Origin of the sequence: Oceanobacillus sp. CF4.6 (genome assembly GCF_051262635.1) — a bacterium.
In the GTDB taxonomy this organism is placed as follows: Bacteria; Bacillota; Bacilli; order Bacillales; family Amphibacillaceae; genus Oceanobacillus.
On record NZ_JBIMEX010000019.1, the window covers coordinates 22420 to 40240 of the forward strand.

General features: G+C 36.9%; 18 protein-coding genes and 1 other annotated feature. All 18 genes read left to right on the top strand.

The window, feature by feature from the left end; all coding sequences use genetic code 11:
- Positions 1-36 precede the first annotated feature (36 nt).
- The 18 genes from spoVE (at position 37) to pyrR (ending at position 17778) form a co-directional block, all read left to right on the top strand.
- Positions 37-1137 carry a stage V sporulation protein E gene (gene spoVE / locus ACHABU_RS19970; protein WP_435766741.1) on the top strand — a complete coding sequence of 367 codons (1101 nt, stop codon included), beginning with the start codon at positions 37-39 and terminating at the stop codon, positions 1135-1137.
- Positions 1138-1325: 188 nt separating this feature from the next.
- Positions 1326-2138 carry a cell division protein FtsQ/DivIB gene (locus ACHABU_RS19975; RefSeq protein ID WP_435766717.1) on the top strand — a complete coding sequence of 271 codons (813 nt, stop codon included), beginning with the start codon at positions 1326-1328 and terminating at the stop codon, positions 2136-2138.
- A 238-nt stretch (positions 2139-2376) separates the two neighbouring features.
- Entirely contained in the window at positions 2377-3657 is a 1281-nt protein-coding gene (gene ftsA / locus ACHABU_RS19980; RefSeq protein ID WP_435766718.1) for a cell division protein FtsA, read from the top strand.
- A 64-nt stretch (positions 3658-3721) separates the two neighbouring features.
- A complete protein-coding gene (gene ftsZ / locus ACHABU_RS19985) occupies positions 3722-4885 on the top strand; it encodes a cell division protein FtsZ (protein WP_435766719.1) in 1164 nt (387 codons plus the stop codon).
- Positions 4886-5544: 659 nt separating this feature from the next.
- Entirely contained in the window at positions 5545-6465 is a 921-nt protein-coding gene (spoIIGA, locus tag ACHABU_RS19990) for a sigma-E processing peptidase SpoIIGA (RefSeq protein WP_435766720.1), read from the top strand.
- Between the two features lie 29 nt (positions 6466-6494).
- Positions 6495-7199: an RNA polymerase sporulation sigma factor SigE gene (sigE, locus tag ACHABU_RS19995; protein WP_435766742.1), complete on the top strand. Its 705-nt coding sequence runs from the start codon at positions 6495-6497 to the stop codon at positions 7197-7199.
- A 121-nt stretch (positions 7200-7320) separates the two neighbouring features.
- The gene (sigG, locus tag ACHABU_RS20000; protein WP_435766721.1) at positions 7321-8103 is read left to right on the top strand and encodes an RNA polymerase sporulation sigma factor SigG; all 783 of its coding nucleotides are present in this window, start codon (positions 7321-7323) and stop codon (positions 8101-8103) included.
- Between the two features lie 165 nt (positions 8104-8268).
- The gene (locus ACHABU_RS20005; RefSeq protein WP_435766722.1) at positions 8269-8532 is read left to right on the top strand and encodes a YlmC/YmxH family sporulation protein; all 264 of its coding nucleotides are present in this window, start codon (positions 8269-8271) and stop codon (positions 8530-8532) included.
- Between the two features lie 73 nt (positions 8533-8605).
- Positions 8606-9415 carry a peptidoglycan editing factor PgeF gene (pgeF, locus tag ACHABU_RS20010; RefSeq protein WP_435766723.1) on the top strand — a complete coding sequence of 270 codons (810 nt, stop codon included), beginning with the start codon at positions 8606-8608 and terminating at the stop codon, positions 9413-9415.
- A 27-nt stretch (positions 9416-9442) separates the two neighbouring features.
- A complete protein-coding gene (locus ACHABU_RS20015; RefSeq protein ID WP_435766724.1) occupies positions 9443-10114 on the top strand; it encodes a YggS family pyridoxal phosphate-dependent enzyme in 672 nt (223 codons plus the stop codon).
- A gap of 27 nt (positions 10115-10141) precedes the next feature.
- Positions 10142-10573 carry a cell division protein SepF gene (locus tag ACHABU_RS20020; RefSeq protein ID WP_435766725.1) on the top strand — a complete coding sequence of 144 codons (432 nt, stop codon included), beginning with the start codon at positions 10142-10144 and terminating at the stop codon, positions 10571-10573.
- A 6-nt stretch (positions 10574-10579) separates the two neighbouring features.
- Positions 10580-10846 (top strand): YggT family protein, encoded by a 267-nt coding sequence (locus tag ACHABU_RS20025; protein WP_379495699.1) that lies wholly within the window; start codon positions 10580-10582, stop codon positions 10844-10846.
- A 17-nt stretch (positions 10847-10863) separates the two neighbouring features.
- Positions 10864-11640 carry an RNA-binding protein gene (locus ACHABU_RS20030; protein WP_435766726.1) on the top strand — a complete coding sequence of 259 codons (777 nt, stop codon included), beginning with the start codon at positions 10864-10866 and terminating at the stop codon, positions 11638-11640.
- A gap of 95 nt (positions 11641-11735) precedes the next feature.
- Positions 11736-12239: a DivIVA domain-containing protein gene (locus ACHABU_RS20035; protein WP_435766727.1), complete on the top strand. Its 504-nt coding sequence runs from the start codon at positions 11736-11738 to the stop codon at positions 12237-12239.
- Between the two features lie 63 nt (positions 12240-12302).
- Positions 12303-12519: a binding site (T-box leader), on the top strand.
- A 143-nt stretch (positions 12520-12662) separates the two neighbouring features.
- The gene (gene ileS / locus ACHABU_RS20040) at positions 12663-15419 is read left to right on the top strand and encodes an isoleucine--tRNA ligase (protein ID WP_435766728.1); all 2757 of its coding nucleotides are present in this window, start codon (positions 12663-12665) and stop codon (positions 15417-15419) included.
- A 177-nt stretch (positions 15420-15596) separates the two neighbouring features.
- Complete coding sequence (gene lspA, locus ACHABU_RS20045; RefSeq protein ID WP_435766729.1) at positions 15597-16073, top strand: signal peptidase II; 477 nt, start codon at positions 15597-15599, stop codon at positions 16071-16073.
- Positions 16070-16981 carry an RluA family pseudouridine synthase gene (locus ACHABU_RS20050; RefSeq protein ID WP_435766730.1) on the top strand — a complete coding sequence of 304 codons (912 nt, stop codon included), beginning with the start codon at positions 16070-16072 and terminating at the stop codon, positions 16979-16981. The genes lspA and ACHABU_RS20050 overlap by 4 nt, the downstream gene beginning before the upstream one ends.
- Before the next feature lie 254 nt (positions 16982-17235).
- On the top strand, positions 17236-17778 hold the full coding sequence (pyrR, locus tag ACHABU_RS20055; protein ID WP_435766731.1) for a bifunctional pyr operon transcriptional regulator/uracil phosphoribosyltransferase PyrR: 543 nt from the start codon (positions 17236-17238) through the stop codon (positions 17776-17778).
- Positions 17779-17821 lie beyond the last annotated feature (43 nt).

The following is a 17821-nucleotide window of genomic DNA, read 5'->3' on the forward strand; positions in this document are numbered from 1 at the left end:
ATATTGGAAAAAAGGGGTGTTTTTTTGTTTAATAAACTGTTTAAGGAGCAAAGAAAACCAGATTTAACTTTGCTTTTTGTTATATTAATTCTATTGACTGCTGGAATTGTTATGGTCTACAGTTCTTCCTATGTGTGGTCTGAATACAAATATGATGACGCATTTTACTATTTAAAAAGACAGCTTCTATTTGCTGGTGCTGGGGTAGTTGCTATGTTCTTTTTTATGGTGATTCCTTATTACACCTGGAAAAAATATGCGAATATTATTCTAATCATATGCTTTGCACTATTATTACTCGTATTAATACCAGGAGTAGGTTTGGTCAGAGGTGGGGCACAAAGTTGGATAGGAGTGGGAGCATTCAGTATTCAGCCTTCCGAGTTTATGAAGTTGGGTTTAATTATTTTCTTGGCGGCAATCCTATCGGCTAACCAAAAATATATTACATCTTTCAAAAAAGGTTTCTTTCCATGTATCATGTTAATTTTCACTGCATTTGGGTTAATTATGCTGCAACCTGATCTTGGTACTGGAATGGTCCTTGTATTGACTTGTATGATTATGGTTTTTACAGCGGGAGCGCGACTAACACATTTTTTCGGATTAGCAGCACTTGGTATGCTCGGATTTGTTGGATTAATCGCTTCGGCACCATATCGAATAAATCGAATAACTGCTTTTCTGAATCCATGGGAAGATCCATTGGGAGATGGTTTTCAAATCATCCAATCTCTTTATGCAATTGGACCTGGTGGATTAATGGGGTTAGGTTTGGGAAACAGTCTGCAAAAATACTTTTATTTGCCTGAGCCGCAAACAGATTTCATTTTTGCTATATTGGGAGAGGAACTCGGATTCATCGGTGGCACAGCAGTGATTCTGTTATTTTTCCTGCTTTTGTGGAGAGGAATAAAAATATCTCTGGAAGCACCAGATTTATTTGGACGTTTTTTATCTCTAGGAATTGCTGCTATGCTCGCCGTACAGGCGATGATTAATATCAGTGTTGTGATTGGCCTTATTCCAGTAACAGGTATAACCTTACCGTTTTTAAGTTATGGTGGCTCCTCACTGACGTTGACATTATGTTCTGTAGGAATATTGTTAAATATTAGCATTTATTCTAAAGTTTAATCACATTATTTCTGTAATCGTACAATTGGAAGCTCTTTATACTTTATTAATGGGCAAAAAACTTGATAAACTATAGTGAGTACAATGCATCTTCCTCTCTGTTTTATGATATAATTCATTTAAATAGATAGAAACGGCTCATGTGTTGCCGTTAATTCTTTTAATATGGTAAAAAGGACGAAATGGAGATGAGCAAAAAAAATATTGTTTCAATCGAAGATCGAATTCCAAAATTGAAACAAGCCCGTAAGAAAAAAGCAAACCGACGTCTTATATTTTATCTTTCCATCTTTTTCTCTTTAATAGCGGTCATTGTCTATCTGCAATCACCATTGAGTCATGTAAAGACAATTAATGTTGATGGAAATTCATATATCGTGGATGAGGAGATTATTGAATACAGCAATTTAACATCAGGTACCAATATTTGGACAATCAATCAATCTGAGATTGAGAGGCTAATAAGTAAAGATCCTATTGTCGAATCTGTATCAGTAGAAAGAAGATTGCCATGGACGGTAAATATACATGTTTCGGAGGAGCAGATTGTCGGGTATGTGCAAGAGGGTACAAATTATAATCCCATTATGGGTAATGGTGAGATTTTAAAAGTGTCAGGAGATACATACCGTGGTGACGCACCATTAATCAATGGGTTTAATGACGGAGAATATCTGAATCGAATGGCTGAAGAATTAAAAAAGTTACCTGAAAGCATTCTAAATTTAATTTCTGAAATTTATTGGGAACCAACAGAAGATAACAATAATAACATTCAATTGTATATGAATGATGGGTATATTGTTAAAGGCACAATTCGTGAATTTGCGGAAAGAATGAAAGTTTATCCGTCGATTGTGTCCCAGCTTGATTCCGAGAATCAAGGAATTATCCATATTGGCGTGGGAGTTTATTTTGAATCCTTCAATAACGAAGAGGAAGAGACGGAAATTGATGTTAATTTTGAAGAAGAAGTTGAAATACATGACTCCGACCAATAACAGGTGCTTGAATGATTAAAAGTCATATAATTTAAGTTCCTATCGAAGGATATAGTAAGGAAATTTATTTTTTTAAGAAAATGAAAAGGTATATGACCATTCTATGTGGAATAACCTATATATATTTTATTTTTTTAATCTTTTCCTTTAAAATAGTAAATTATACAATAAAACAAAGCAGTTAATAGAAACATAATTAAGAAATTATGGATGTTTCTGAATCGGGAGGTGCCTTTCATTGAACAATAGTGAAATATTAGTAAGTCTTGATATAGGTACAACTACAATCAAAGTGATCATTGGAGAAGTTCTAAACGATTCATTAAATATAATCGGTGTAGGAACTGCAAAATCAAATGGTATGAAAAAAGGTGCAATAGTTGATATCGATCAAACCGTGCAATCTATCAGAAGTGCAGTCGAACAAGCTGAACGTATGGTAGGAATGCATATAGAAAGAGTCGTTGTTGGAATTAATGGAAACCATATTCAATTACAGCCCTGTCATGGTGTTGTAGCAGTACAAAGTGAAAACAGGGAAATCGGAGATGAAGATGTTACAAGAGTTATCGAAGGTGCACAAGTAATTTCCATCCCACCAGAACGTGAAATTATCGATGTTATTCCTAAGCAATTTATTGTTGATGGTTTGGATGAAATAACCGATCCACGTGGAATGATTGGTGTTCGTCTGGAAATGGAAGGTACAATTATTACTTGTTCCAAAACGGTATTACATAACATTCTCAAATGTGTGGAACGTGCTAATTTGCAAGTATCAGACATTTGTTTACAGCCGCTTGCTTCGGGTACAATTGCTCTTTCCAAAGATGAAAAAAATATGGGCGTAGCACTGATCGATGTCGGTGGTGGCTGTACAACTGTTTCTATATTTGAAAATGATCATCTTGTAACAACAAGTGTTGTCAGTTTGGGTGGAGATAATATTACAAAAGATTTGTCAATTGGACTTCGGACATCAACGGAAGAAGCAGAAGATGTTAAACTTAATTATGGGCATGCTTTTTATGATGATGCACAGGAAGAAGAGACTTTTGAAGTTTCGACTATCGGTAGTAACAAAAGTCAAACCTATAACCAATTGCAGATTTCTGATATGATTGAGGCAAGATTGGAAGAAGTCTACGCATACGTGGAAAGAGAAATAAGAAAAATGGGTCATGAATTACCTGGTGGCTATGTACTAACTGGTGGTACAATTTCGATGCCAGGCAGCCTAGAACTTGCTCAAGACCTTTTTCAATCCAATGTTCGCGTAGCTATCCCGGATTACATAGGTGTCAGAGAACCGCAATATACAGCAGGAGTCGGGATATTGCAGTTTGCTTATCGTAATGCGAAAATACAAGGGAAAGAATTATTTCCGTCAGTGGCTATAAGTACAGATGAACCGAAACCTAAAAGACAAATGAAACAATCAAAGGTAAAGAATGAATCGAACGAAAATAAGAAAAAAGAATCTGGTTTTGCTAATTTGTTTAAGTACTTTTTTGATTAAGAACTAGACCTTATAGATTAGATATTGGATTTCTTGTAATCTTGTACATTAGGAGGAAAGATATATGTTGGATTTTGATACAAATATGGAGGAATTAGCTACAATTAAAGTAATCGGCGTCGGCGGCGGTGGTAACAACGCTGTAAACCGAATGATTGAGCACGGTGTAGAAGGTGTTGATTTCATCGCGGTTAATACAGATGCACAAGCATTAAATCTATCAAAAGCAGAATCGAAAATTCAAATTGGCGGTAAATTGACCCGCGGGTTGGGTGCAGGTGCCAATCCGGAAGTAGGTAAAAAGGCTGCTGAAGAAAGTAAAGAGCAATTGGAAGAAGTACTAAAAGGAGCCGATATGGTTTTTGTAACTGCCGGAATGGGTGGCGGTACCGGTACTGGTGCAGCTCCTGTTATTGCGCAAGTAGCAAAAGATATCGGCGCATTAACTGTTGGGGTTGTAACTCGTCCTTTCTCTTTCGAAGGTAAAAGACGATCCACGCAGGCGATTACTGGTATTGATACACTTAAAGGAAGTGTTGATACTTTAATCGTAATACCAAACGACAGATTACTTGAGATTGTTGATAAAAATACACCAATGCTTGAAGCATTCCGGGAAGCGGATAATGTATTAAGACAGGGTGTACAGGGAATCTCTGATTTAATTGCAAAACCAGGTTTGATTAATGTTGACTTTGCTGATGTTAAAACAATCATGTTCGATAAAGGATCAGCATTGATGGGTATAGGTATAGCAACTGGTGAAACACGTGCAACGGAGGCAGCCAAGAAAGCAATTTCTTCTCCATTGCTTGAGACTTCCATTGATGGTGCACACGGAATATTAATGAACATAACGGGTGGTCCAAATCTTAGCCTTTATGAAGTACAGGAAGCAGCTGATCTTGTAACATCTGCTGCAGATAAAGAAGTTAATGTTATTTTCGGTTCCGTAATCAATGAGAATTTAAACGATGAGATTGTTGTTACTGTTATTGCAACTGGTTTTGATGATACAATTCAAAGAGCAGATAGTAAACAAAAACAACCTCGTTCAATGATTAATCATAATCAGCATGCTGCTACCAAAGCGACTGAGGATCAACCTATTCAGCGGGAGCAACAACAAACTCAGCAACAACCAACACAACAACAACCTCGAGTAAAAAAAGAGGATGAAGAGCTGGATATACCGACATTCTTAAGAAATCGCAATCGAAACCGATAATTAATTCATTCGGGTGATTTTAAGAGGCTGTCTCAAAGGGAATGATTGCTTCCTTTTGAGACAGCCTCTTTTTTGTTTATGGTTATGATGAAAAATCTTTCGCTTCAGGTGACTCTTTATAATTACTACTGCTGCTTATTTCTATCGAATTCATCTCTGGTTTGTTGTGTTCGGGGGTTTCCATATGGAACTGACCGGTTAGGCGGATTTTGCTTCTGAAATCAATGAGAAATTACTCAGTTCCAAGTAAGTATTAGGATAGAAAAACGAGGCTGTCTCAATATTTGGGACAACTTCGTTTTTTTATGATTGGGAATTTCGACTGAAGTCGTCATTTCACATGAATCACTTGGAATGTCGACCCACCTCACATCATTTACTCTACATCCCTTGCTTAGCTTCTAACCAGTCACTTCCCTTACTTACTGTGTTACATTTATCTTTTGCGGTTACGTACCTCTCATACGCCGCCACTCGGCCCTTACGTTTTTGATCCCCGACAGGGTTTCCTAGGAATAGTGAAAATTAGCTTTATTATGCATACAAGAAGTGACAGACTTTGCTTCCGTAGTCATCTATAATTTTGAGTAATTCCATATATATCTATGTAATATCTCTGAGCGTTTTCCAGAAGGGATTTGGAGGAAGGAAGAGAAAAATTGACCATTTATCTTGATGCCGTTTGGGCATTAAATTTTTTTCTCGATTTAATGCTTTTAATGCTTACAAAAGCTTTAGCCAGGGATAATGTAGGGAAAGTCAGGTTGCTTTTTGGAGCATTTATTGCTTCTCTAATTGTGCCCATTAGCCTTTATTTTCCTGGTTCCTTTATTAACGGGTTACTAGGGAAAGTGTTGTACTCATGTTTTATTATCCTATGCACGTTTGGTTTTAAGGGTTTCTATCGAATGTCGAAATTATTATTATTATTTTATTTTACATCATTTGCAGTTGGGGGTGGATTAACAGGAATCTATTTTTTACTTGCCAATCCTGTTTCGGTTACCGAGAACGGAATTTTAACATTTAACAAGGGATATGGAGATCCGATTAGTTGGCTGTTTATACTTATAGGATTTCCGATTGTATGGTACTTTACTAAATCACGAATGGACGAGCATGCAGGCGAAAAAATTAGATATGACCAACTTTGCCAGGTGAACATCCAACTTAATAATAAATCTTTTTCAACAATGGGCTATATTGACAGTGGAAATCAGCTTATTGACCCACTGACCAAAAAACCAGTAGTCATATGTGATGAAGTATTTTTAAAGAATTGGTTTTCAGATGAAGAATGGGAGCAATTGAGAGAAGCAAATGATCAGTTGGCTCTCGATCGGATTCCAGAAGAATGGGAGAATAAAGTTCAGGTTATTCCGTATCAGGGGGTTGAAGGAAAAAGCATGTTTCTGCTGGCAATCAGACCTGATCAGGTAATGGTTGATTATGAGAATCAAAAATTGATAACAAGCAATGTTCTAATTGGTATTCAGTTTGCATCACTCGTTAAGGATCAAAGCTATCATTGTTTATTGCATCCGCAAATTATTAAATTAGCTACAATTCAATCTGCATAAGGGAGTGGAGGAACGTGAATCTTTGGAATATGAAGTTTAAACTGGGTTGGTATAAACTATTAATTAAATTAGGATTTAAGTCTTCAGAAATATATTATATTGGAGGTAGTGAGGCACTTCCACCTCCCCTTTCCAAACAGGAAGAACAGGAGTTACTTATATTATTGCCAAAAGGAGATAAAGCAGCAAGAGCAATGCTTATTGAGCGGAATTTGCGTCTTGTTGTATATATTGCACGTAAATTTGAAAATACAGGAATCAATATTGAGGATTTGATTAGTATAGGTACTATAGGACTTATAAAGGCAGTTAATACATTTAACCCCGAAAAGAAGATTAAACTTGCTACGTATGCATCCAGATGTATCGAGAATGAGATCTTAATGTATCTTCGCAGGAACAATAAATTGAAATCAGAAATTTCCTTTGATGAACCGTTAAATATTGATTGGGACGGAAATGAATTATTGTTATCTGATGTTCTTGGAACGGAAGAAGATATAATAACGAAAAACTTGGAATCGAGTGTGGATAAGACACTACTTAAAAGCGCACTGGAAACACTGAATGCACGGGAAAAACAAATTATGGAACTGCGGTTTGGACTTATTGGTGAAGAGGAGAAAACCCAGAAAGATGTAGCTGATATGCTCGGAATTTCTCAGTCCTATATTTCAAGACTTGAAAAGAAAATTATACGTAGGTTGCAAAAAGAATTTAATAAAATGGTTTAGGCAGACATCACAAGGTTTTGACCTAATATAGGCACTTAAATTGAATTTTGCATTTGCATAAAAACCCTCCAGTGGGGAGATACTGTCCTTGAACAGCATCACCGACTGGGAGGGTTACAGAATGACTAGACATAAAGTTGAGATATGTGGTGTTGATACATCTAAACTGCCTGTACTTAAAAATGAAGAAATGAAAAAACTGTTTATACGAATACAACAGGAAGGCGATATATCTGCACGTGAAGAGCTTGTAAACGGAAATTTAAGGCTAGTATTAAGTGTTATCCAAAGATTTAATAACCGCGGCGAGTATGTAGATGATTTGTTTCAAGTTGGTTGTATTGGATTAATGAAATCAATCGATAATTTTGATCTATCCCATAATGTAAGATTCTCCACGTATGCTGTTCCTATGATTATTGGAGAGATCAGAAGATACCTTCGTGACAACAATCCGATACGGGTTTCTAGGTCATTACGTGATATTGCATATAAAGCATTAACAGTAAGAGAGAAACTAATTAGCAAGTCATCAAAAGAACCGACACCTGCTGAGATTGCAGAAGAAATGGGTATACCACATTCAGAAATTGTATTCGCACTTGATGCCATTCAGGACCCGGTATCTTTGTTTGAACCCATTTATAATGATGGAGGAGATCCTATTTTTGTAATGGATCAAATTAGCGATGATAAGGACAAGGATTCCTCTTGGGTAGACAAACTATCCCTTAAAGAAGGCATGCATCAATTGAATGAAAGAGAAAAGATGATATTAAACAAGCGCTTTTTTCAAGGAAAGACTCAAATGGAAGTCGCTGATGAAATTGGAATTTCTCAGGCGCAGGTATCCCGCTTGGAGAAAGCAGCAATAAGTCAGATGAATAAGCAGATGTTTGAATAAGTTTATAAAAGATGTTTAAACACGATAAGTATCCAACTATACAATTAAATAAAGATTAAAATAGACCAGAAAAAACAGGCTATTCCTGTTTTTTCTGGTTTTTTGCGGAATTACGAAATAATCCTACCTGCCAGCATATATTAAAATAGAGGGCAGGTGAGCATAATGGTAAAATTATCCGAATTGCAATTAAAGGAAATTATCGTTATTGATGATGGAAGAAGACTTGGTCATATTACCGATTTGGAAATCAATGGTAACTCAGGTAAAATTATTGCTATTGTGGTTGATGCAAGAGAGAAGAAAAGTGGCGGTATGTTTTCCAAAGCTGATGAGTTACTGATTTCCTGGGATCAAATTGTCCGAATCGGATCTGATGTTATTCTTGTAAAAGAAGTTCAAGGGCCAGATTTGTATCGCGGCGCTTAATTTAGTAATTAGCTAATCCATACATGTCAAAATATGATAAAATAAGACAAGTCTATTTCCAGGAGGAAAAGTAATGAATGAACCATTTAAGGAAAAGGATGGGTCCTATTTACATATTGAAAAATGGCAGCAGCTAACTCCAAATCTCGTCGCTGGTTTCACAACTAGAAATGGAGGAGTGAGCAGAGAACCTTATCACACTTTCAATTTAGGACTCCATGTACCAGATCGGCAAAACGATGTATTGGCAAACAGAAGAAGGTTGGCTGATAAATTGAATATTCCTGTTGAAAACTGGGTATCCGGAGAACAGGTACACGGTACTTCTGTTAAAAGGATAACAGTAGCTGATAAAGGTAAAGGATCAATTTCTTATGATAGCTCAATTAAGGGAACAGATGGAATAATTACAAAAAATAAGGGGCTTCTTTGCACCGCATTTTTTGCAGATTGCGTTCCGTTATATTTCTTTGATCCGGTGACTCAATATATTGGAATTGCCCATGCTGGATGGAAAGGTAGTGTGGGTCGGATTGCAGAGAAAATGGTGGAGGCATTTAAAGAAATGGGAGCACAACCTGAAAACCTTCTTGTTGCAATCGGTCCATCCATTTCAAAGGAATATTATGAAGTGGATGGTCATGTTATCTCCTGCATCAGTAAAGAAAACAGGAAAAAAACAGTCACACCATTGCATAATAATCATTTTTTATTGGATTTAAAACAATTAAATGTAGAAATCCTTTTACAATCTGGTGTAATCAGTCATAATATAGAGGTAACAAAATATTGCACTTATCGTGATGAGAACTTATTCTTTTCACACAGAAGAGATTTTGGGAAAACAGGGAGAATGTTAGGATTCCTTGGATTCTTAATATGATAATTTAATGGAGGAATTAAAAGATTTATGGAAGTGGTAGGAAATCTAAAAATTATTCAGGAGAATATTGGACATGCCTGTGCAAGAAGCGGGCGTAAGCCGGAAGATATTACAGTAATTGGAGTTACAAAATATGTTACAATAGAGCGAACCAAGGAAGCAATCGATTCAGGGATAGAGAATCTTGGTGAAAATCGTAACGAAGGTTTCCTTGAAAAGTACAATCATTTTGGAAATCAAGCAAAATGGCATTTCATAGGGACTCTCCAGTCGAGAAAAGTAAAAGATGTTATCGACAAAATAAACGTTCTTCATTCGTTGGACAGAATGTCTCTTGCTAAGGAAATAAATAAGCGGACGGCTGCACCAATGGATTGTTTTGTACAGATAAATGTAAGCGGGGAAGAATCAAAGCATGGCATTGAGCCGGAAGAAGTACTCCCTTTCATTGAAAAACTTGAAAAGTATCATCACATCCATGTGGTAGGTTTAATGACGATGGCTCCGCATATTGATGATCCACATCGAATTAGGAAAGTGTTCAGAAGTCTGGCAGAACTAAGGGATCGTATTAAAGAGAAGAAATTTAGTCATGCCCCATGTGAATACTTGTCAATGGGAATGAGTAATGATTACGAGATTGCTATTGAAGAGGGTGCAACCCATATCCGAATCGGTTCCAAACTCGTAGGCAGCTGATCAGATATTAATTAAAGAGGTGAGAAAATGAGCATAAAAAATAAGTTAAAAAATTATTTCACCATGGATGAAGAATATGAGTATGAATATGTTGATGAAGAAAACGTACAAGAAAACGAGAAAAATACAAATCAAAAGTCACAAAATATTGTTAGCCTGAAAAGCGTACAACAGTCGTCATCCAAGGTGGTTTTGTGTGAACCACGAAACTATAATGAAGCTCAGGAAATAGCCGATAATATCGTAAATAGACGTGCGGTAGTGATTAATCTTCAACGAGTGGAACATCAACAGGCAAAACGTATCGTAGATTTTTTAAGTGGAACCGTGTATGCCGTAAATGGGGATATTCAAAAACTTGGTTCAGAAACATTTTTATGTACACCTGATAATGTGGAAGTATCCGGAACGATATCGGAAGCATACACAGAGCAGAATGAATTTGAAAAAGGATGGTAGCATTAAATGGTTGAATTATATACAATATTGCATTATGCATTAGTCTTCTATGGCTATGCACTTATCGTTTACATTTTTATGTCATGGTTCCCGGGAGCGCGTGAATCATCATTTGGTCAGTTCTTAACAAAAATTTGTGAACCTTACCTGGAACAATTCCGCAAATTTATTCCGCCACTTGGTATGATTGATTTATCGCCAATCGTTGGAATTCTAGTTTTACAATTAGCTCGAGCGGGACTGGGTGAATTTTTCCGGATGTTTTTATTTTAAAGGAAGTATGATTTAACATGGATATATATCAGCACTTTAGAAAAGAAGAACAGCCATTTATAGATCAAGTGTTATCCTGGAAAGAACAAGTAGAACTAACATTTCAATTTAAGTTAACGGACTTTCTTGATCCAAGGGAGCAACAGATTGTTGAAATGCTAATCGGTTCTAACAATGAAGAATTAAAGCTGTATAAAGACGGTGGTGGATCCGAAGCTGAAAGAAAGCGAATTGTGATTGCACCATTTTATGAAGAAATGTCTGATCGTATGTTTCAGCTGACTCTCTTGGAGGCAACCTATCAACACAAATTTACTACACTTGAACATAGGGATGTAATGGGAGCTTTCATGTCACTAGGAGTCAAAAGGAAAAAGCTTGGTGATATAGTGGTTGGTGATGGAATCATTCAAATTGTCCTGGCTGAAGAAATAGCTTCATATATTACAATGAATTTAACATCCATTAAGAATGCGAATGTAACGTTCGAAGAGAAACCATTATCGCATTTGAAACAAGAAAATGAGAAATGGGTAGAGTCGGAAAAGACAGTTTCTTCGTTAAGACTTGATGCAGTACTAAAGGAAATCTATCACATCTCTAGAAAAGATGCGGCTTCTTTTATTCAGAAACTTCAAGTTAAGGTGAATTATAAAGTTGTCGAGGACGGTAAATTTCAGCTGCAGGAAGGTGATTTAATCTCCTTACGCGGTAAAGGAAGAAGTAAGCTTACTGAAATTAAGGGTTTGTCGAAAAAAGATAAAGTTAGAATAACGATTGCAATATTAAAATGATCGTTGCAGGATTTACCGTTTTTTTGTCAAATTAGTTAAATATTAATGATTAAACTATATTTTAACTACATAAATTCCTTAAGGAGGTGGCCATTGTGCCATTAACACCACTTGATATTCATAATAAAGAATTTACGAGAGGCTTTCGCGGTTATGATGAAGATGAAGTAAATGAATTTTTGGATCAGGTTATTAAAGATTATGAATTAGTTATAAGGGAAAAGAAAGAGCTCACTGAGAAAGTTACGCAGTTAACAGAAAGACTGGGTCATTTCACAAACATTGAAGAGACGTTGAATAAGTCAATTCTTATTGCGCAGGAGACAGCCGAAGAAGTCAGAGGAAATGCAACGAAGGAATCCAAGTTGATTATAAAAGAGGCAGAGAAAAATGCTGATCGAATTATTAACGAAGCATTAAGTAAATCTCGTCGTATTTCAATGGATACAGAGGAACTTAAGAAACAAGCGAAGGTTTTCCGTACAAGATTAAGAATGCTTGTGCAGGCACAGCTTGAGATGCTGGGTACCGATGATTGGGAAGATTTATTTGAATCAGAGATTGGTGAAGAGCTTGAGCTTGTTGACAACGAATCATAGACCTTGACGTTTAGTGAAATTTTACATATAATTCATTTACAGATAAAGGTCATTATTTAAATAACAAATACATTGATAGAGAAAGTATAAAAGTTATTTGCTGTTCAGCGAGCCGGGAAATGGTGTAAGCCCGGCCAGCACGCTTTTAGAAAATCACTCTTGAGTATCCATTATGAATTGAGTAATAGTGGACGGTTATCCCCGTTATGGATTTCGAGTGAATTTAAAAGGATTATTTTAAATTTATAAGGGTGGTACCGCGAGTCTTCTCGTCCCTTTTGGGATAAGAAGGCTTTTTTGTATACCAAAGTTGGTGCAGGATCTAGCCGATACATTAGAGGAAACCCAGTTAGCGACGTATAGAGTGAAATTGACGATAGACAAGTAATTAATGAGGTATTATTTAAAGGAGGAAGCACACAGATGGATTATAAAGACACATTGCTCATGCCAAAAACAGAATTTCCAATGCGAGGAAATTTACCAAATAAAGAACCGAAGAGACAGGAACATTGGGACGAAATAAATATTTATGAGAAGAGTTTGGAACGTACGAAAGGGAGACCATCATTTGTATTGCATGATGGCCCTCCTTATGCAAATGGAGATCTTCATATCGGTCACGCGCTTAATAAAGTCTTAAAAGATTTTATTGTTCGTTATAAATCCATGACTGGTTATCATGCACCATATGTACCTGGATGGGATACACATGGTTTACCAATCGAAACAGCATTAACAAAAAACAAAAAAGTAAAACGCAAAGAGATGAGTGTAGCAGAGTTCCGACAGCTTTGTGCTGAATACGCACTTGGACAAGTGGACAGCCAACGTACTCAATTTAGACAGCTGGGTGTCCGTGGTGATTGGGATAATCCATACATTACGTTATCGAAAGATTATGAAGCAGCACAGATTAAAGTATTTGGTGAAATGGCGAAAAAAGGATATATCTATAAAGGATTGAAACCTGTTTACTGGTCTCCATCTTCTGAATCAGCTCTTGCAGAAGCTGAGATTGAATACCAGGATAAGCGTTCTGCTTCTATCTACGTTGCTTTTGAAGTTACAGATGGTAAAGATGTATTTGATGGTGGTGAGAAAATTATCATCTGGACAACAACGCCATGGACGATTCCAGCAAATCTTGGAATCAGCCTGCACCCTGATCTTGAATATGTTGTAGCAGAAGTAAATGGGGAAAAATTTGTTGTGGCACATGCATTACTTGAGGCTGTATCAGAAGAACTAGACTGGAAGAACGTAAATGTAGTCAAAACCTTTAAAGGTCAAGAAGCGGATCGTGTTGTTGCAAAACATCCATTCTACGATCGTGACTCACTTGTTATGCTTGGTGATCATGTCACAACAGATGCTGGTACTGGCTGTGTACATACAGCACCAGGGCACGGAGAAGACGATTTCTATGTATCAAGAAGCTATGGCATTGATGCATTATGTCCTGTGGATGATAAAGGGGTATTTACACAAGAAGCACCTGGTTTTGAGGGATTATTTTATGATAAAGCAAATAAAGTAATTACTGATAAATTGGAAGAAGTCGGTGCATTATTGAAATTGAGCTTCATTACGCACTCCTACCCACATGACTGGCGTACGAAGAAACCGACAATTTTCCGTGCAACAGCACAATGGTTTGCCTCCATTAAAGATTTCCGTCAAGAAATTCTGGATGAAATCAAAGAAGTGAATTGGTATCCGAAATGGGGAGAAACAAGATTATATAATATGGTCCGAGATCGTGAAGACTGGTGTATATCCCGTCAACGTGCATGGGGTGTTCCGATTCCGGTATTCTACGGAGAAGATGGTACACCAATTATTACAGATGAAACGGTTAACCATGTATCCAATTTGTTTAGAGAGCATGGGTCAAATATCTGGTTTGAAAAAGAAGCAAAAGAATTGCTGCCGGAAGGATTCACGTCAGAACACAGTCCAAACGGTACATTCACCAAAGAGACAGATATCATGGATGTTTGGTTTGATTCTGGTTCTTCCCATGAAGGAGTTCTTGAGAATCGCGAAGATCATAGAAGACCTGCAGATATCTATCTGGAAGGAAGTGACCAGTATAGAGGATGGTTTAACTCTTCCTTGTCAACAAGTGTAGCTGTGACAGGTAAATCGCCATATAAAACGATTATCAGCCATGGTTTCGTATTAGACGGGAATGGCAGAAAGATGAGTAAATCACTTGGGAATGTCATCCTTCCGTCAAAAGTACAAAAACAGCTCGGATCAGATATATTGCGTTTGTGGGTTGCAAGTGTGGATTATCAAGCCGACGTGCGTATTTCAGATGACATTTTAAAACAGACTTCTGAAGCATATCGTAAAATAAGAAATACGTTCCGTTTCTTATTGGCTAATTTAGCTGACTTCAATCCAGCAACTGATACAGTACCTGATCAGGAATTGGAAGAAGTGGACCGCTATATGCTTCACCGATTACAGCAATTGGTATCAGATGTTCGTGAAAACTATGATAAGTATGAGTTTTCACCAACTTTCCACCAAATCCATAATTTCTGTGCGGTTGATTTGAGTTCATTCTATTTGGACTTTGCAAAAGATGTTTTATATATCGAAGCTGCTGACAACAAACGTCGTCGCAGTATACAAACAGGTTATTATGAAATCCTGACAACACTGGTTAAATTATTAACTCCAATTATTCCACATACCATGGACGAGGTTTGGGAATATATCCCTGGTGTAGAAGCGGAAAGTGTCCAATTGACAGATATTCCAGAAGCGCGTAAAATTGCCGGAATTGAAAATCTGGAAACGAAATGGGATCACTTTATGGAAGTTCGGGATGATATCCTAAAATCTTTAGAAGAAGCAAGAAGTGAAAAAGCAATCGGGAAATCACTGGAAGCAAAAATTACCATTGTTCCAAAAGATAAAGAGACGAAAGAAGTTTTATCATCCATGGAACATTTACATCAATTTCTAATTGTATCGGATGCTGTTATAAGTGAAAGTAATTCCGATGCAAAAGAATATAAATTTGTGAATGTATTAGTGGAGAAACATCCTGGTGAAAAATGTGAACGATGCTGGGTTGCTTCCGAAACAGTTGGAGAAGATCATGACCATCCTGAATTATGTACTCGTTGTGCTACCGTAGTTAAAGAGCACTATACAGCTTAATTGCAGATAACATTAAAATATCCCTCTTCATAGAGGGATATTTTAATGGTTCTCTTGCAGTTGTCTTGTTTCTGCTTGATCAGTTCCAGTGATCAGTCTACTTTTGTTTGCTCTTGAAAACAAGGTAGTTAAAGTATAAGATATAGGGACATAGAAATGGGAATCGGGGGAAATCGAATGCACTGGTATTATGTCTTCGCACTCATCATCATTGGTATGGACCAGCTGACAAAATGGATTGTTGTTAAATCCATGGAGCTTGGTGAACAAATAACTGTGATGGAGAACTTTTTTTATCTTACATCACATCGTAATTCTGGTGCTGCCTGGGGTATTTTAGAGGGGCAGATGATATTCTTTTATATTGTTACAGTCATCGTTGTGATTGGAATTATTTATTACATGCAAAGTTATGCAAAATACGATAAACTTCTTGCAATTGGATTGAGCTTAATACTTGGCGGTGCCATCGGTAACTTTATTGATCGCATATTTCGTAAAGAAGTAGTTGATTTTGCAGATTTCATCATTTTTAATTATGATTTTCCGATCTTTAATGTGGCCGATTCAGCTTTAACAATTGGTGTCATATTAGTGATTATTGCTACTATAATCGATGAAATGAAACAAAGAAAGGAAAAGCCGAAAAAATGACCTATTTTAAACATGATGTAACTGAGGAACAAAATAAAACAAGATTAGATAAGGTTCTGGCTGAAATTAATCCGGAACGCTCCCGTTCTCAAATTCAAACATGGATCAGTAAGAATCATGTTTTGGTGAATGGCGAGCCTGCGAAAGCAAACCACAAATGTCAAACAGGTGATGAAATCACATGGTCTATACCGGAAGTAGAGCCATTGGATATTAAAGCAGAGGATATTCCATTATCTATTGTTTATGAGGATAGTGATCTACTCGTTGTTAACAAGCCAAAAGGCATGGTTGTTCATCCTTCTGCGGGACATCAGAATGGAACCCTTGTTAATGCACTGCTTTATCATTGCAAGGACTTGTCCGGAATAAATGGAGTTGAAAGACCGGGGATTGTACATCGAATCGATAAAGATACAAGTGGACTACTCGTTGTTGCTAAAAATGACCATACACATGTCCATTTGTCGGAACAGCTTTCCAATAGAGAAATAAAGCGTAAATATGAGGCTATTGTGCACGGAGAAATTACGCATGAAACAGGAATGATTGATGCACCTATTGGAAGAGATCCGAAAGACAGGCAGAAAATGGGAATTGTGGATAAAGGAAAACCTGCTATTACCCATTTTAAAGTACTCAAACATTTTCCTGATTTCACCCATGTGGAATGCCAGTTGGATACCGGACGTACCCACCAGATTCGTGTTCATATGCGTTATATTGGATTTCCATTAGTTGGTGACCCAAAATATGGCCAGAGAAAAACACTGGATACAAATGGACAGGCATTACATGCGAAATCGCTTGCGTTCGTTCATCCGAGAACAGAAGAGTGGCTTGAATTTGAAATAGATGCCCCAGCGGTGTTTCAGGAAGTGCTTGAAACGATTATAAAAATGTATTGACATCTAGAGCAGAGTTTGTAATAATAAACTAAATGAATAGATGACCTTTAAACGTTAGTCCTGTGAGGCTAAAAAGGGAGCGGTATAAGTATGATTATGTATTCTCAAACCCTTTTTTCCTATCAGGAGAAAAGGGTTTTTATATGGCAGTTAAGAAAGTATAAATACTTTCTCACTGCATAAGTGCGGGCGTTGAGCATTCGCCGAAAAGGCTTGGCTACGCCTTAGTTTTCTAAGAATTGAGGTGCATTTCAGTGAAGAAGAAGACGGAAATATTAGATACAGCTGCCGTGAACAGAGCGTTGACACGAATGTCCCATGAGATATTGGAAAAAAATAAAGGCGGCGAAGACCTAGTACTGATTGGTGTGAAAACCAGAGGTGTACCACTAGCAAAACGAATTCAAGAAAAAATTAAACAAATTGAAGCAATAGAAGTTCCATTTGGTGAACTTGACATTACGATGTATCGTGATGATTTGAAAAAAGTAAATATCAGTAACGAACCTGAAATCAATTCAGCAACCATCGATGTTGAGCTAACCGGAAAGAATGTGATCCTCATAGATGATGTATTATTTACAGGAAGAACAGTGAGAGCGGCAATGGACGCAGTAATGGATATTGGAAGACCATCCCAAATTCAACTGGGAGTATTAGTTGACCGAGGACATCGTGAGCTACCAATCCGGGCTGATTATGTAGGGAAAAACATCCCGACATCCGATAAAGAAATTATTGTTGTTCAATTAAATGAAATTGATAATAGGGACCAAGTTTCCATTTATGAAAAATAAATAATTCAACTTTTAATCAAATCCAGAGAGGTTTGAAAGGTTG

Bases quoted from the DNA above. Each gene is read 5' to 3' on its own strand.
- ACHABU_RS19975 (WP_435766717.1), top strand. From the start codon at position 1,326: ATGAGCAAAAAAAATATTGTTTCAATCGAAGATCGAATTCCAAAATTG.
- ftsZ (WP_435766719.1), top strand. From the start codon at position 3,722: ATGTTGGATTTTGATACAAATATGGAGGAATTAGCTACAATTAAAGTA.
- sigE (WP_435766742.1), top strand. From the start codon at position 6,495: ATGAAGTTTAAACTGGGTTGGTATAAACTATTAATTAAATTAGGATTT.
- sigG (WP_435766721.1), top strand. From the start codon at position 7,321: ATGACTAGACATAAAGTTGAGATATGTGGTGTTGATACATCTAAACTG.
- ACHABU_RS20005 (WP_435766722.1), top strand. From the start codon at position 8,269: ATGGTAAAATTATCCGAATTGCAATTAAAGGAAATTATCGTTATTGAT.
- pgeF (WP_435766723.1), top strand. From the start codon at position 8,606: ATGAATGAACCATTTAAGGAAAAGGATGGGTCCTATTTACATATTGAA.
- ACHABU_RS20015 (WP_435766724.1), top strand. From the start codon at position 9,443: ATGGAAGTGGTAGGAAATCTAAAAATTATTCAGGAGAATATTGGACAT.
- ACHABU_RS20020 (WP_435766725.1), top strand. From the start codon at position 10,142: ATGAGCATAAAAAATAAGTTAAAAAATTATTTCACCATGGATGAAGAA.
- ACHABU_RS20025 (WP_379495699.1), top strand. From the start codon at position 10,580: ATGGTTGAATTATATACAATATTGCATTATGCATTAGTCTTCTATGGC.
- ACHABU_RS20030 (WP_435766726.1), top strand. From the start codon at position 10,864: ATGGATATATATCAGCACTTTAGAAAAGAAGAACAGCCATTTATAGAT.
- ileS (WP_435766728.1), top strand. From the start codon at position 12,663: ATGGATTATAAAGACACATTGCTCATGCCAAAAACAGAATTTCCAATG.
- lspA (WP_435766729.1), top strand. From the start codon at position 15,597: ATGCACTGGTATTATGTCTTCGCACTCATCATCATTGGTATGGACCAG.
- ACHABU_RS20050 (WP_435766730.1), top strand. From the start codon at position 16,070: ATGACCTATTTTAAACATGATGTAACTGAGGAACAAAATAAAACAAGA.